We start from the raw sequence: 13,443 nt of genomic DNA, 5'->3' as shown, positions 1-13,443 counted from the left end.
CAGAAATCTATATAAATCATGCCATCCATCATAGCTTAATTATATAAATTTCTACTGAAATAAGAATCTCACTCTCGAACTTCAGAAGCAGCGGTCAGGGGAACTCCCGCCGCTTACCGCCGCTCGCGCAGCGCCGCCTCGATCTTTTGATCAGTCTTGTACTGGCTCAGCGCATACACCGACCAGATCGCGGCCGGCAGCCAGCCGATGATCGTGAGTTGCAGGATCAGGCAGATCACGCCAGCGATCGGGCGGCCGATCGTGAAGAACTGGAACCACGGCAGCAGCAGGGCAAGCAGAAGGCGCATCGGGAATCCTCTGGAGGCGTCGTTGAAAGTTCATGCGCAGCCAATATGGCGGGTTGCTCCGCCCATTTCAAGTCCGGGCCCGGCATGATCCGGGCGATCGACCGGACGAAAAAAAGCCCTCGCGACATGCGAGGGCCAATCGAATTCGCCGGAGTGCGATCGTGCGACGATCAGAACGTATGCCGCATGCCGATCCGCACGAGCGTCTGCGTGTTGCCGGCGGACGAGATGCCGTTGCCGACGTCGCCGACCGACGCCGTCGCGGCGACGACGTTGCCGTACGGGTCGAGCGTCTTGCCGCTCGCCTTCTGGTAGCCGACGAGACCGTAGAGCGCGGTCCGCTTCGACAGGGTGTAGTACGACGCCAGGTTCAACTGGTGATACTTCGGCGCGGCTTCCCCGCCGACCGAACTGCCGCGCGTGAAGTCGTAGCCGGCCGCGACGCGCAGCGCCGGCGACACCTGCCACGACGCCGTGCCGCCGACCGAGTTGTAGGTCGCGTTGCCCCGGAACGTCGAGAACGCGCCCGCCCGGTACTGCGTGTTGCTGTACGACAGGCCCAGCGTCACCGCGCCGATCTGGTAGGTCGACGCGGCCGCAACGATCTGCATGCTCTTCGACGACGCAAAACCCTCGTTGATCGACGACGCGAAGGTGCCGTCGTACGAGCCGGTCCATGCGCCGCCGTTCGCGCCGAATGCGTTGGTCGCATACAGGTAGGCCGCGCCGATCGCGAACGGCCCGTTCACGTACTGGCCGCCGACGCTCCACGTGTTCTGGTTCTTCGCGCTGCCCGCCTGGTTGCCGAAGCCGTACAGCCCGCCGAACGTGAAGCCGCCGAACGACGGGCTCACGTACTTGACCGAATTGTTCTCGCGCGACTGGTTGTCGATGTTGTCGAGATCGCCCGGATGCGCACCCATGCCGGTCAGGAACGAGCCGGGCCCGATCGAGCCGACGAAATCGACGATCGGATCGTACTGGCGGCCCATCGTCAGCGTGCCGTAGCGCGTGCTCGACAGCCCCATCCACGCCTGGCGGCCGAACATCCGCCCGCCCTGGCCGAGCTGCCCGGTGCCGATGTTGAAGCCGCTCTCGAGCTGGAAGACGGCCGCGAGCCCATCGCCGAGATCTTCCTTGCCCTTCAGCCCCCAGCGGCTGCCGGACCACGTACCGCTCGCGAAACTGTAGCTCGACGCGCCGCGATACGCGACCGGCGAACCGAGCACTCCCTTGCTCGTCGCGACGCGCTGGTTGCTCGCGTACCCCAAACCCGCGTCGACGATCCCGTAGAGCGTGACGGTGCCTTGCGCATGCGCCGCCGTGCAGAGGCCGCCGGCAACGCAAAGCGCAAAAGTGAACTTCTTCATGTAGAGGATTCCTATTTATCCAATCGATACCAACCGAGACGATGCATCCGGTTACCCGGAATGCCGACCTACGCCGAACCGGACAGCCACTGCGCGACTCGCGCGACGAGCAGGTCCGCTTCGTCGAAGTTCTCGACGCCCGCCACCTGCGGCGCGTCGCAAATCGTGAACACCGGCTTGCCCCATTGCAGCCCCAGCGCGATTTCGGACAGCGTGCCGAGGCCGCCGCCGACCGCGATCAGGCACAGCGATGCGCGAGCGATCAGCGCGTTGCGCGTGATGCCGAGCCCGGTCGGCAGCGCGACGGTCAGGTACGGATTCGCGTGCTGCGCATCGTCCTCGGGCAGCAACCCGATCGCGCATCCGCCCGCCGCCTGCGCGCCGCGCGCGGCCGCCTCCATCACGCCCTGCTTGCCGCCGCCGACGATCGCGACGCCCGCCGCCGCGAGCCCGTGCGCGATTCGCTCGGCGATGGCGAACTGGGCGTCCGTCGCATCGCGCGGGCCGATCACGCCGACCGGCATCCGGTGCCGGGTCGCGCCGCGCTGCCGTTGCGCGAGTTGCGCCAGCGCGTCGCGCGCCTCGCTCGACCATTCAATGATGTCGTTGCCGTGCAAGTCCTTCCCCCAGTGCAAGAACGCAGGTGCAGAGCGCCGTCAGCACGATCGACAGCACGGCGGCCTGCGAGAAATCGGTCTGTCCGTCGGACAGCTTCAGGTACATCAGCAGCGGCAGGATGTTGATCTGCGTGCCGGCCAGCGCGAGCGCCGTGCCGTACGTGCCGAGCGCGATCGCGCTGACGAGGCACCACGCCGACGCGATCGACGGCCACAGCTCGCGCCACGCGACGTCGAACCACGCGCGCCACGGCCGCGCGCCGAGCGTCAGCGCCGCCTCGAGCGGCCGCCGGTCGAGATTCGCGAGCGCCGGGTAGAGGATCAGCGCGACGCGCGGGATCAGGTAGTACGCGTACGCGAAAGCGAGCCCCGGCATCGTGTAGATCGCGCCGCCGACCACGGTCGGGTCCGCGCCGAGCGACGCCAGCAGCGTCGTCACGAAACCGGCGCGGCCGAACACGAGGATGAAGCCGTACGCGATCACGAGGCCGGAGAACGCGAGCGGCACGCCGAGCAGCGCGAGCGACCAGCGGCGGCGCGCCGGCGACTGCCCGGCCAGCACGAACGCGACCGGCACGCCGACCGCGACGGACAGCGTGCCGGCGCCGATCGCGAGCGCCAGCGAGCGCACGATGGCGTCGGCGACGAGCGGATCGCCGAATACCGCGGCGAACGCACGACCGCCGCCGTCGAACGCGGCGCCGACAAGCGCGGCGAGCGGCAGCGCGAAGCACACCGCGAACAGCCCGGCCGCCGGCACCGCGCCGTAGCGGCGCAGCACGCCGCGCTGCATGGAAGAGCTCCGCATCGCGCGCCCCTTACTTGCCGAGCGTGGCCTGCGACCAGAGCTGGTCGACCTCGGCCTTGCGCGTCGCGGCCTTCGCGACGTCGAGCGGACGCACCTGCGGCGCGTTCGGCAGCTTCGCGGCAACCTCCTGCGCGACCGGCGTGCCGGGTACGGCCGGGCGCACGTAGCCCTGCGCGAACAGCGCCTGGCCGACATCGCTCATCACGAGGTTGAGCCACAACTGCGCGGCGGCCGGGTTCGGGCCGTTCTTCACGAGACTCATCGCGTACGGCGCCGAGACGCTGCCGTCCTGCGGAATCACGACTTCGGCCGCGTCGCCCATGCCGTCCGTGTACTTGGCCTTGAGCCCGTCGTTCTCGTAGCCGATCAGGATCGGAATCTCGCCCTTGACGAACTTCGCGTACGGCGTCGTCCCCTCGACGCGCAGCACGTTGCCCGCCTGCTTCAGCTTGCCGAAGAACTCCGCGCCCGGCTTCGGGTTGTCGACGCTGCCGCCGTTCGCATAGGCGGCAGCGAACACGGCGACCTGCCCCTGCCCGGTCGAACGCGGGTCGAGATAGACGACCGCATTGCGATATTCGGGCTTCAGCAGGTCGGACCAGCGCTGCGGCACGTTCTTCACCAGCTTCCGGTTGACGAGCAACGCGATGTTCAGCGAATGCACGGCGAACCAGCGGCCGTCGGCCGCGCGGAACACCGGCGGCAGCTTGTCGAAATTGACCGGCTTGAACGGCGCGACGACGTCCTTGGCCGTCGCATCGAGCGCCGACGCCGCGAAGTAGTACGCGGTGTCGGCCTGCGGGCGGCGTCGCGACTTGTCGAGCGCGACGACCGTTGCCGCCGAGCCGATGTCGTTGTACGTGATCTCGACCTTCGGGTAGCGCTTGCGGAATTCGGCGAACAGCGATTTCCAGTTCGCCCATTCCGGGCCCGTGTCGAACGACACGACGAGCCCTTCGTCGGCGGCCTTCTCGTACAGTGCGTCCTCGCCGGGATACAGCGGCGCGGCATGGGCCAGCGCCGGCGCGAGGGTCGCGAACGCGCAGAGCGCCAGCAGGCGGCGGCGCGTCGCATGAAGGAAATGACGGCGTGCAGACATCGTGATTCTCCGTTGAATGAATAGGGTCGCCCGCGCTTACGCGGCGGGCAGCACGAGCAGGTGGCGCGGCTCGATCGACACGCAGCGCGCCGGAAGCTCGCGCCCTTCGCCGAGCAGCGCGTCGCTCGCACCGGCCGGCACGAAGTCGAAGCGCTGCGTCGCGCCGAAATAGCGCACCTCGCCGAGCCGGCCGTCGATGCGGTTCGTGACGTATTCGGGCGGATCGGGCTGCAGGTGTTCCGGCCGGACCAGCACGTCGACCGAGTCGCCCGGCCGGTGCGCGCCCGTGTCCGCGCACAGCGTGGTGAACTGCACGTCGACTGCGCCGTGCGCGAGCACGCGGCCGCGCAGCAGCGTCGAATGGCCTACGAAGCGGGCGACCTGCGCGGTCGCCGGACGCTCGTACAGGTCGCGCGGGGTGCCGGCCTGCAACATGCGGCCGCCGTCGACGATCGCCACGCGATCGGCCATGCTGAGCGCCTCGTCCTGGTCGTGCGTGACGAGCAGCGTCGTCGCGCCGCAGGCGCGCTGCAGCGAGCGGATCTCGTCGCGCAACTGGTGGCGAATGCCGGCGTCGAGCGCCGCGAGCGGCTCGTCGAGCAGCAGCAGCTTCGGTTCGATCACGAGCGCGCGGGCCAGCGCGACGCGCTGCTGCTGGCCGCCGGACAGCAGCGCCGTACTGCGGTCGGCCTGCGCGGCGAGGCCGACGCGTTCGAGCATCTCGAGCGCGCGGCGGCGGCGCAGTGCCGCCGTCATGCCGCGCATCTTCAGGCCATAGCCGACGTTGTCGACGACCGACAGGTTCGGAAACAGCGCGTAGTGCTGGAACACCATCCCGATCTCGCGCTGCCACACCGGCACGCCGGCCATGTCGCGGCCGACGATCGCGATGCGACCGCGGTAGCCGTCGAGCAGCCCGGCGGCGAGGCGCAGCAGCGTCGATTTGCCGGAGCCGCTGCGGCCCATCACGGCGAGCAGTTCGCCCTGGGCCGCGGACAGCGTGACCGCGTCGACGCCGTGACGGGCGCCCGGATACTGAAAGCTGACGTTTTCGAAATCGAGACTCATGACGGTTTCACTTCAGGCGTTGCACGGTGAAGACGGAGGCGAGCGTTGCCAACACGGCGAGGACGAGCAGCACGACGGTCGCCGCACAGGCCATCCCCGACGCGCCGTAGAACGCCTGCAGCAGCACGATCGGATAGTTGCGATAGCGGAAGCCCGCGATCAGGTTCGATATCTGGAATTCGCCGATCGACAGCGCGGCGACCATCACGAGGCCGGAAAACAGGCTGTGCCGCAGGTTCGGCACCACGATCGTGAAGAACTGGCGCAGCGGCGTCGCGCCGAGCGTCGCCGCACACGCTTCGAGATGGGCGAGGCCCAGGTGGCGCAGGTCGCTCAGCAGCGTCTGCAGCAGGTACGGCAGCGTCAGCACCGCGTGCGCGGCGATCATCAGCGGCAGCGTGCCGAGCCACGGCAGCGCATCGCCGCTGAAGATCGCGATGTAGCCGAACCCGAGCGTCAGCGCCGGCACCGCGATCGGCATCAGCATCACGACGCGCGCCGCGAAGCCGCGGCCGGCCAGTGCGCGGTGATGCAGCGCATAAGCGAGCGGCAGCGCCAGCACGGCATTGATCGCACAGCACGCGAGCGCGACGACGAGGCTCACGCCGAATGCGCGGGTAAAGCTGCGATTCGCGGCCAGATCGGCGAACCAGTGCGACGTGATGCCGGACGGCAGCAGCGTGTTCGTCCACGACTGGCCGACCGAGCCGATCAGCAGCAGCGCGATCGGCAACGCGAGGTACAGCGTGAAGGCCGCGACGAATGCCTGCAGCAGCAGGCGCCCCGCCATCGCGTGTGGCCGTTTGGTACGACGAATCGGAATAGCTTCGGCAAGGGCCGGAGCGGATGGCGGATGCATGGCGAAACTCGCTGACGGACACGGAATGGGTCACGCAACGCCCGCCGGACAGGGCCGACATGCATGGTCGTGACGGACGCAGTGTGCGGATCCGACATGGCATCGTCATGAAAAAAACGTACAACGCCCGCATCGATCTGTGCGCGCAAGGAATAGTTCGCCGTGAAGCACCTGTTTCCCAACATCGCGGAGTTGCACGCGTTCGCGAGTTCCGTGAAGTACCTGAACTTCTCGTATGCGGCCCGCGAGCTCGGCCTGACGCCGAGCGCGGTCAGCCGGCAGATCGCGAATCTCGAGACGCTGTTCGGCGTCAAGCTGTTCGTGCGCGAGGGGCGCAATCTCGCGCTCACGCGGGCCGGACAGGTCTATCACGCGCGCGTGATCGGCCCGCTGCGCGAGATCGGCAACGCGTCGATCGAATTGCTGAGCGCGCGCGAGAACAGCGATCTGCTGACGATCGCGAGCGTGCCGACCTTCACGACGAAGTGGCTGGTGCCGCGGCTCGCGCGCTTTCTGGCCTGCGCGCCGGGCGTCACGCTGAGTTTCCGCCGCCATCTGGCTCACGGCGACGTGTTTCCGTTCGGACTCGACGCGGCGATCCGCTATGGCGACGGCGCATGGGAAGGCGTCCGCTGCGATTACCTGGACGGCCGGACGTTCGTGCCGGTCTGTTCCGGTGAATTCGCGGCGCGGCATGCGCTGCGCACGCCCGCCGACGCGGCATCCGCGCCGCGGCTCGTGCACGAGCAGGCGGAAATCGCATGGTCCATGTGGGCGGAGCGCCATCGCGCGGCACAGATGAACGCGCTGGCGGGGCCGCGCTTCGAACAGTATTCGGTGCTGATCCAGGCCGCGCAGGCCGGGCTCGGGCTCGCGCTCGTGCCGCGCTTCCTGATCGTCGACACGCTCGCGGCCGGCGCGCTCGTCGAACCGTTCGACGCCCCCGTCGACGTCGACGCGCAAGGGCACTACCTGTGCTACGCGCCGGAGCGCCTGGAGACGAGCGCCGCGTTGCGGCGCTTCAGGGAATGGATGCTCGACGAATGCGCGAACGGATGAGCCATGCCCGGCACGGCCGGGCAGGCTCGGGCGGCATGGCGGCGCCGGGAGTGCGGCGCCGCGCCGCCCGTCACGCTCAACGCCCGATACCGAGCCCCGGCAGCACGCGCGTGTTCTCTGCCACGACCGCATGCAGCAGGCGCGGATCGGCGCCGAGCAGCTCGAGGATCGTCGGCGCGACCTGCTTCGTGCCGACCAGATCGTTCACGGTGCGCGCGCGATGGATGCCCGGATACGACACGAGCAGGCCGAGGTGGCTGTCGTCCGGCGCGTTGCCGCCGTGCTCCTCGTCCTTCTTCGTGCTCGACGTGTAGATCACGCCCGGATTCGGCTGGACGATGATGTCCGGCGTGCGGCCGTTGGCCGGATCGCCGAAGCGGTCGGCGAGCGCCGCGCCGTACAGGATGTAGGCCTGCGAACCGTCCGCGCAGATCCCCGGCGCGTTGCAGCCCAGGTTCGCCTTCAGCGTCTGCACGACGGCCGTGCGCTGGCTGCGGTCGCGCAGCCAGATCAGGCCGACGTCGTCGGTCTGCACGAAGCCCGTGCCGACCAGGCCCGACCCGTCGTTCAGGTTGCCCGTCGTCGTGTTGTTCTGGCCGAAGTTGCCGTTCGGGTCGAGGTAGTTGTTCGCTTCGAGCAGCTTCGACAGCGTGTCGCCGTTCTTCACGAGCTTCGTGCGGTCGGTCGGCGACTGGCCGTGCTTCGCCGTCACGATCACGGCCGTCGACGTGTACAGGTTGGCCTGCTTCAGCGCCGCGACGACATGGCCGATCGAGTTGTCGACATACGTGATCGCGTTCGCGACCTGACCGTTCGGCGTGAAGTCCGCGTCGAGATACCCGCCGCCCTTCGCGACCGGCGACTTCTGCGCGACGCTCAGCGTCTGGAAGTTGGCGCCGAACAGCGTCGGCACCGGCGCGCTCTTGGTGCCCGTCGAATCGCGGCCTTCGATCTGGTTGATCAGCGCCTGCACGTGCAGGTTGTCGAAGCGCGCGGTGTGCGAGTAGACGTCCGTGTAGTCGGTGTTCGTCGCCGGGTCGATCGAGTTGATCTCGGTGCGCATCAGGTCGTCGACGCCGGTGCCCGACGGGCCGTTCAGCCAGTCGTAGCCCCACGCGTGCTTGTCGGCCCACGCGGTGTGCGCATTCGGCACGCCGGCCTTCACGGCTTCGAACACCGTGTTGGTCTTCACGTAGTTGTGCGGATAGACCGGCACGCACTGGCCGCCCACGCGCGCATGCGGGATCGCCTGCGGGTTGAACGCGCCGCCGCCGTCGAGGTGCACGAGCTTGCCGCCGTTGATCGCGTCGATGCCGGTCGTTTCGTCGAACACGACGTTCCAGCCCTGCTTGCCCGAACACGTCGTATCGCTCGGCGCATACAGGTTGCGGTCGTACGACACGTCGTAGAACAGGCCGGCCGTCTTCGGCGAGCCGCCCGTCACGAGCGCCGCGAGGCCCGGGAACGAATCCGACAGGCCAGGCGTGTACGCGTTCGTGTACGTCACGCCGCTCTTGGCGAGCACCGCGATGTTCGGGCACGTGTTCGCGCCGATGCAGCGCGCGAGATCCTGCTCGTGCAGGCCATCGACGCTGATCAGCAGCACGTGCTTCACGACCCGATGCGCATTGCCGCGATCCTCGCCCTGGCTGTTGCCGTCCTGCTGCGCCGCGTGCGCGCCCGCGCTTGCGAGCGCCAGCGCGCCCGCCACCATCGCCGCCATCTTCCGCTGCTTACCGAAAAACGAAATCATCACCCCACCTCATCGATTGATGTTGAACTGCGTGACTTGCCATCAGGCGCGCAAAATATCGCCGGATCGTGCGGCGGTCGGATGAAGCGGGGCTTTCTGTTCTCTGTCAAACGTAACCAAACGCAAGTGACATGAAGCGGTCGCAATGCGATCCGCTCCGCGCGTCGGCCCGTGCGGCCGGATTTTTTTTCGACTTGGCCCGCGACTATTGGCGTGTGATAAAGGGTTTTCCCTGACCCGGAGCACGACTATGTCGACCCTGGAAGCTCTCCGGTTCGTGCTGGACGATGCACGTACCCCCGAAATCATTCGCCATCACGTCGTCGACGCGCTGCAGTACGCGCTGCGCAATTACGGACAGGTGTTCACCGCGAAGGAAGTCGAATGGCTGACGCAGTGGGACGACGCGCGTCTGCCGCTGGCCGCGAGGAAGGAACGGGACAAGCGCGAACCGGAAATCGTCGCGCGCTGAAAAAACAGCCGCCGCGCCCGGCTTGTGCGGACGCGGCGGCAGCAGATGAAGCGACGGCTTACTGGAGCCCGAAGTCGACGCGGGTCGTCGCGCCCTTGTCCTCGATGCCCTTCGCATCGAGCTTCGGCGCAACGACGAACACGCGGCTCGAATCGATCTTCCCTTCGAGGTACTGGCGCACGGCCTGCGCACGCTGCTGCGCGAGCGCGCGCAGCGCGTTGTCGTCGGCCGGTGCGTGATCGGCCAGCGCCTGCTTCATGTCCGCATCGGGCAGCGTCTTCTGCAGGCCGACCAGGTTGCGCGGCTTCTTGAAGTCGGCGGCCTTGTACGCGCGCGTCAGGTATTTGGAGTATTCGGCGGGGTCGACCTTCACCGACATCGGGTCGATGCTCTCGCCCTGGCCGACCACATCCTTCAGCTTCTGCTGCCGAACCAGCCGCTCGACATACGCGTCGCGCAGCCCCGGCGTGTCCTTCGCCGGATCGACGCGGCCGATCAGGTCGAGGCGGATCGACGCCTTCTCGGTCAGCATCTTCACGACAGTGTCGAGCTTCTTCTGCTGTGCGTCGGTCAGGTCGTACGTGCCCGGCGCGAACTCGACGTAGCCGAGATCCTCGCCACCGCCGCCGAACGCATTCGCGAGCAGCGTGAACGGCGACGTGACGGCCTTCGCGATCAGGTTCAGCACCGCATGCCAGATCAACCCGCCGACGCTGAACTCCGGATTCGACAGCGAACCCGACACCGGCAGGTTCACGTCGATCTGGCCGCGCGTGTTCTTCAGCAGCGAGATCGCGAGCTTCACCGGCAGCTTCGTCGCCGTATCGTTTTCGACGCGGTCGCCGAACGTGAGCTGGTCGATGAAGATGTGGTTGTTCGCCGACAACTGGTCGTTCGCGAGCTGGTAATGCAGGTCGACGTTGAGCTTGCCCTTCGTGATCGGATAGCCGGCGTACTTTGCCGAATACGGCGTCAGGTTGGTCAGCTCGATGTCGTGCGCGGTCGCCGTGAGGTCGAGCGCGGGTTTCTCGATCAGCGGGTTCACCGAGCCCTTGATCGAGATCGGCCCGTTGCCCGCCAGGTTCGCGGCGACATCGACCGGCGCGGACGTCGTCGAATCCGTGCCGAACGCGCCGACCGTGCCGTTGATCGCGACGAGGTTCGCCGTGTAGTTCGGCTTGATGAAGTTGTCGGTATACGTCACGCGGCCGCTCTGCAGCACGAGCTGACCGAAGTGCATCCGCACCGGGTTCTGCGGCGGGGTCGCGGCCTTCACGACCGCCGGCGCGGACGCGGCAGCCGGCGCGGATGCCTGCTGCGCGACCGCTGCCGATGCCGCCGGCGCGGCGGCCGGCGGCGTCATGCCCGGCGACAGCGGCACCGGTTCGCCCTTGCTCGCGTCACGCGTGAGCGACTGCGCGGGGCCCGATTGCTTCGCGACGACGTCCTTCAGGTTCAGGCGCCCCTGCGCATCGAGCAGCACGCGGCCGTAGAAGTTCGAGAACGTCACGCGTGCGGCGTCGACGTCGGTGCCCTTCTCGTCGTAGTTCGCCTTCAGGTTCGACAGCGCGAGCGAGCGCCAGCCGGCGAACGGGTCGGACGTCGCCTTGTCGAGCATCCGCACGTCGACGAGCGCGACGTCGCCGCGATAGGTGGCGCGCGGCGTGTCCTTCACCTGCGCGAACGTCAGGTTGCCCTGCGCGTTGAGCAGCGCGCTCGCGATGGTCACGTTCAGTGCGCTGCCGAAGTACGGCTCGAACGCGGCCGCGTCGAGGCGGTTGCCGTTGATCTTCAGGCCGGCCTTCAGCGGCTGCGCGGTCACGTCGCCCGCGACGTTCAGCGAACCCTTGCGGTTCAGCGTCGCCTTCAACTGCACCGGCAGCGGCCTGGTCATGTCGTCGCTGATCTTCTGCACCGACAGTTCCAGCGGCTTGATCGCCAGCTTCACCGGGCGCGGCGTCGACAGGTCGGTGAAGTTCGCGGACGAACCCTTCACGTTCAGCGCGTCGATCCGGTAATGCCACGACGGCGCCGCAGCCTCGGCCTTGCGCGCGACCGTGCGCTTCGGCACCGACGCCTGCGCGGGTTCGGCCAGCGCCGCGAGGTCGATCTTGCCGTCCTTCAGGCGCTGCACGTCGAGCGCGAGCCCGCTCGCGTCGACGCTCGCGATCTCCGCGGTGCGCGCGGCGACGTCGACCTTCGTGATCTTCGCGCTCGCGTCGGGCAGCACGATCGCGGGCGCCTTCGCGTCAGGCGTCGCGACCTTCAGCGATTTCAGGCTCACCGTGCTGTCGGCGACCTGCGCGGCGAGCGGCGTCTTGCCCCAGTCGGCCTGTGCATTGACGGTCGCGCCGAGCGTGCCGTCGAGTACGCGCGCGCGCGTCGCTTCGCCGAGGTACGGCTGCAGCGCCGGCAGCGCGAGCGCGGCGACCGTCAGCTTCGTGTCGGCCTGCTTCGCCGCGAGATTGAATGTGCCTTCGGCCTTCACGTCGCCGCCGCGCGACAGCGACGTCGACAGCGTGTACTTCGCGGGCGTCTTGCCCTGCAGCGAGAATCCGTCGAGCGTCGCGGCGAGCTTCGTGAGCGACAGCGCGGACGGCGGCGCCGGCACGCGGTCGTCGACGTTGACCGTGCCGCCGTCGATCGCGAAATGACGGATCGTCAGGTCGAGCGGCGGCGCCTCCTTCGCGGCGGCGGTTTCGGCCTTTGCGCCGCTGGCTGCTGCGGCGGCGGTTTCGGCCTTCGCGCCGCTGGCTGCTGCGGTGGCGGTTTCGGCCTTCGCACCGCTGGCCGCTGCGGTGGCGGTCCCGGAAGCGGCTGCGGCTGCGGCGCCCGACGCGGCCGGCTTGCCGGCTTCCGCCTTCGGTGCGGCGCCGGGTTGCGCGGCGAGCTTCTCGACGTTCAGCACGCCCTGCTTGTCGCGCGACAGGTCGACCACCGGCTGGTCGATCCGGATCTCGTCGAAGTGCATCGCGTTGCGCAGCGGCTCGAGGCTGGCCGCCGCGACGTGCACGCCGCGCGCGGCGAACAGCGGCGCGGACGCGTGGTCCGTTACCTTCGCGTCGTTCAGGTCGACGGTGCCCGACACCCGCAGCGCGGGCGTCTCGCCGCTCATCGCGAAATTGATCGCGAGGTTGCTGCTCAGCAGGCCGCTCGTCACGGCCACCGGCAGCTTCGCCGGCACGTACGAGATCAGCTTCGGCACGTCGAGACGGTCGAACTTCAGCGCGATCTCCGACTCGCGCGACTGCGCGAACGGCTTGGTCCTGCCGTCGATCGCGATCGGGCTGCCGTCGAAACGCATGCGCAGCTTCGGCTCGACGAAGATGTCGGTCTTCGCCGCCAGCGTCGCGATATACGGGATGCCGAGCATCCAGTTGTCGACGACGTGCTTTTCGTTCAGCAGGCGATCGTCGAAGTCGATCCGACCGTCGTTCACCTGGATGTTCGACACCGAGAACTGCGTCGGCTTGCTTTCGGGTTTGGACGGCGTCGAGAACTTCTCGATCAGGTCGGTGAAGTTGAAGCGCTGCGCGTCGTAGCGGACGATGTGAAAGCGCGGCGAATCGAGGCGGATTTCATTGACGATCGGCGCACCGCGGAACAGCGACGACCACGACGGCCTCACGACGAGCTTGCCGATGTCGACGAAGTCGCCGCGGCCGCCGCGCTCGCCGACGCGGATGCCGTCGGCTTCGAGGTTCAGCGTGTACGGGTTCAGCGCGATGCGCTGGATCGTGGCCGGCCGGTCGAGCTGCTTGCTCAATTGCTGTTCGGCGACATGGCGGATCAGCGGCGGCGCCGCGAAGAACCCGAGCAGTCCGAATAAAACCAGGAAGATCAGTACGCCGATGCCGATACGCCGGGTCCGGCGCGAGCGTGCAACGCCGCCGAGGGCATGGAGGGTCGAGGATACGGTTTTCTTGTCTGCGCTTGCCATGCTTGAATATCTCGGGAATGGATGCCGGGCCGCGCCGGAGAACCGGGCGGCCGCGCACGCTATCCCGAAAGTATAGGCTCAGGAGGTGAC

General features: G+C 68.0%; 11 protein-coding genes. 2 read left to right on the top strand and 9 right to left on the bottom strand.

Going from position 1 to position 13,443, the window contains the following annotated elements:
* Positions 1-113: 113 nt before the first annotated feature.
* The 7 genes from ABD05_RS22320 to ABD05_RS22290 all read right to left on the bottom strand — a co-directional run bounded on the left by ABD05_RS22320 (position 114) and on the right by ABD05_RS22290 (position 6,129).
* Positions 114-308: a YqaE/Pmp3 family membrane protein gene (locus ABD05_RS22320; RefSeq protein WP_047902250.1), complete on the bottom strand. Its 195-nt coding sequence runs from the start codon at positions 306-308 to the stop codon at positions 114-116.
* 170 nt (positions 309-478) lie between these two features.
* Positions 479-1,678: a porin gene (locus ABD05_RS22315; RefSeq protein WP_047902249.1), complete on the bottom strand. Its 1,200-nt coding sequence runs from the start codon at positions 1,676-1,678 to the stop codon at positions 479-481.
* 68 nt (positions 1,679-1,746) lie between these two features.
* Positions 1,747-2,295, bottom strand: a complete 549-nt coding sequence (locus ABD05_RS22310; protein WP_047902248.1) for a TIGR00725 family protein — start codon at positions 2,293-2,295, stop codon at positions 1,747-1,749.
* A complete protein-coding gene (locus ABD05_RS22305) occupies positions 2,273-3,103 on the bottom strand; it encodes an ABC transporter permease (protein ID WP_047902247.1) in 831 nt (276 codons plus the stop codon). The genes ABD05_RS22310 and ABD05_RS22305 overlap by 23 nt, the downstream gene beginning before the upstream one ends.
* Positions 3,104-3,113: 10 nt before the next feature.
* Entirely contained in the window at positions 3,114-4,202 is a 1,089-nt protein-coding gene (locus ABD05_RS22300) for an extracellular solute-binding protein (RefSeq protein ID WP_047902246.1), read from the bottom strand.
* 36 nt (positions 4,203-4,238) lie between these two features.
* Entirely contained in the window at positions 4,239-5,270 is a 1,032-nt protein-coding gene (locus tag ABD05_RS22295; RefSeq protein ID WP_047902245.1) for an ABC transporter ATP-binding protein, read from the bottom strand.
* A 7-nt stretch (positions 5,271-5,277) separates the two neighbouring features.
* Positions 5,278-6,129 carry an ABC transporter permease gene (locus ABD05_RS22290; protein WP_047902244.1) on the bottom strand — a complete coding sequence of 284 codons (852 nt, stop codon included), beginning with the start codon at positions 6,127-6,129 and terminating at the stop codon, positions 5,278-5,280.
* Between the two features lie 162 nt (positions 6,130-6,291).
* Between ABD05_RS22290 and ABD05_RS22285 the strand changes: the two genes are divergently transcribed.
* Positions 6,292-7,188: a LysR substrate-binding domain-containing protein gene (locus tag ABD05_RS22285; protein ID WP_047902243.1), complete on the top strand. Its 897-nt coding sequence runs from the start codon at positions 6,292-6,294 to the stop codon at positions 7,186-7,188.
* Between the two features lie 76 nt (positions 7,189-7,264).
* Here the strand turns inward: ABD05_RS22285 and ABD05_RS22280 are convergent, their stop codons facing one another.
* The gene (locus ABD05_RS22280; protein WP_047902242.1) at positions 7,265-8,941 is read right to left on the bottom strand and encodes an alkaline phosphatase family protein; all 1,677 of its coding nucleotides are present in this window, start codon (positions 8,939-8,941) and stop codon (positions 7,265-7,267) included.
* 250 nt (positions 8,942-9,191) lie between these two features.
* On the opposite strand from ABD05_RS22280, the gene ABD05_RS22275 reads away from it, so the two are divergent.
* The gene (locus tag ABD05_RS22275) at positions 9,192-9,413 is read left to right on the top strand and encodes a hypothetical protein (RefSeq protein WP_047902241.1); all 222 of its coding nucleotides are present in this window, start codon (positions 9,192-9,194) and stop codon (positions 9,411-9,413) included.
* A 58-nt stretch (positions 9,414-9,471) separates the two neighbouring features.
* On the opposite strand, the gene ABD05_RS22270 is transcribed toward ABD05_RS22275, so the two are convergent.
* Positions 9,472-13,353, bottom strand: a complete 3,882-nt coding sequence (locus tag ABD05_RS22270) for a DUF748 domain-containing protein (RefSeq protein ID WP_047902240.1) — start codon at positions 13,351-13,353, stop codon at positions 9,472-9,474.
* Between the last annotated feature and the right edge of the window lie 90 nt (positions 13,354-13,443).

The organism is Burkholderia pyrrocinia, assembly GCF_001028665.1.
GTDB lineage: Bacteria > Pseudomonadota > Gammaproteobacteria > Burkholderiales > Burkholderiaceae > Burkholderia > Burkholderia pyrrocinia.
This window is presented reverse-complemented; position numbering and strand designations above follow the sequence as displayed.

What these genes read in the sequence shown, in the direction of transcription:
- ABD05_RS22320 (WP_047902250.1), bottom strand. Translation starts at nt 308, where the DNA reads ATGCGCCTTCTGCTTGCCCTGCTGCTGCCGTGGTTCCAGTTCTTCACG.
- ABD05_RS22315 (WP_047902249.1), bottom strand. Translation starts at nt 1,678, where the DNA reads ATGAAGAAGTTCACTTTTGCGCTTTGCGTTGCCGGCGGCCTCTGCACG.
- ABD05_RS22305 (WP_047902247.1), bottom strand. Translation starts at nt 3,103, where the DNA reads ATGCGGAGCTCTTCCATGCAGCGCGGCGTGCTGCGCCGCTACGGCGCG.
- ABD05_RS22300 (WP_047902246.1), bottom strand. Translation starts at nt 4,202, where the DNA reads ATGTCTGCACGCCGTCATTTCCTTCATGCGACGCGCCGCCGCCTGCTG.
- ABD05_RS22295 (WP_047902245.1), bottom strand. Translation starts at nt 5,270, where the DNA reads ATGAGTCTCGATTTCGAAAACGTCAGCTTTCAGTATCCGGGCGCCCGT.
- ABD05_RS22290 (WP_047902244.1), bottom strand. Translation starts at nt 6,129, where the DNA reads ATGCATCCGCCATCCGCTCCGGCCCTTGCCGAAGCTATTCCGATTCGT.
- ABD05_RS22280 (WP_047902242.1), bottom strand. Translation starts at nt 8,941, where the DNA reads ATGATTTCGTTTTTCGGTAAGCAGCGGAAGATGGCGGCGATGGTGGCG.
- ABD05_RS22275 (WP_047902241.1), top strand. Translation starts at nt 9,192, where the DNA reads ATGTCGACCCTGGAAGCTCTCCGGTTCGTGCTGGACGATGCACGTACC.
- ABD05_RS22270 (WP_047902240.1), bottom strand. Translation starts at nt 13,353, where the DNA reads ATGGCAAGCGCAGACAAGAAAACCGTATCCTCGACCCTCCATGCCCTC.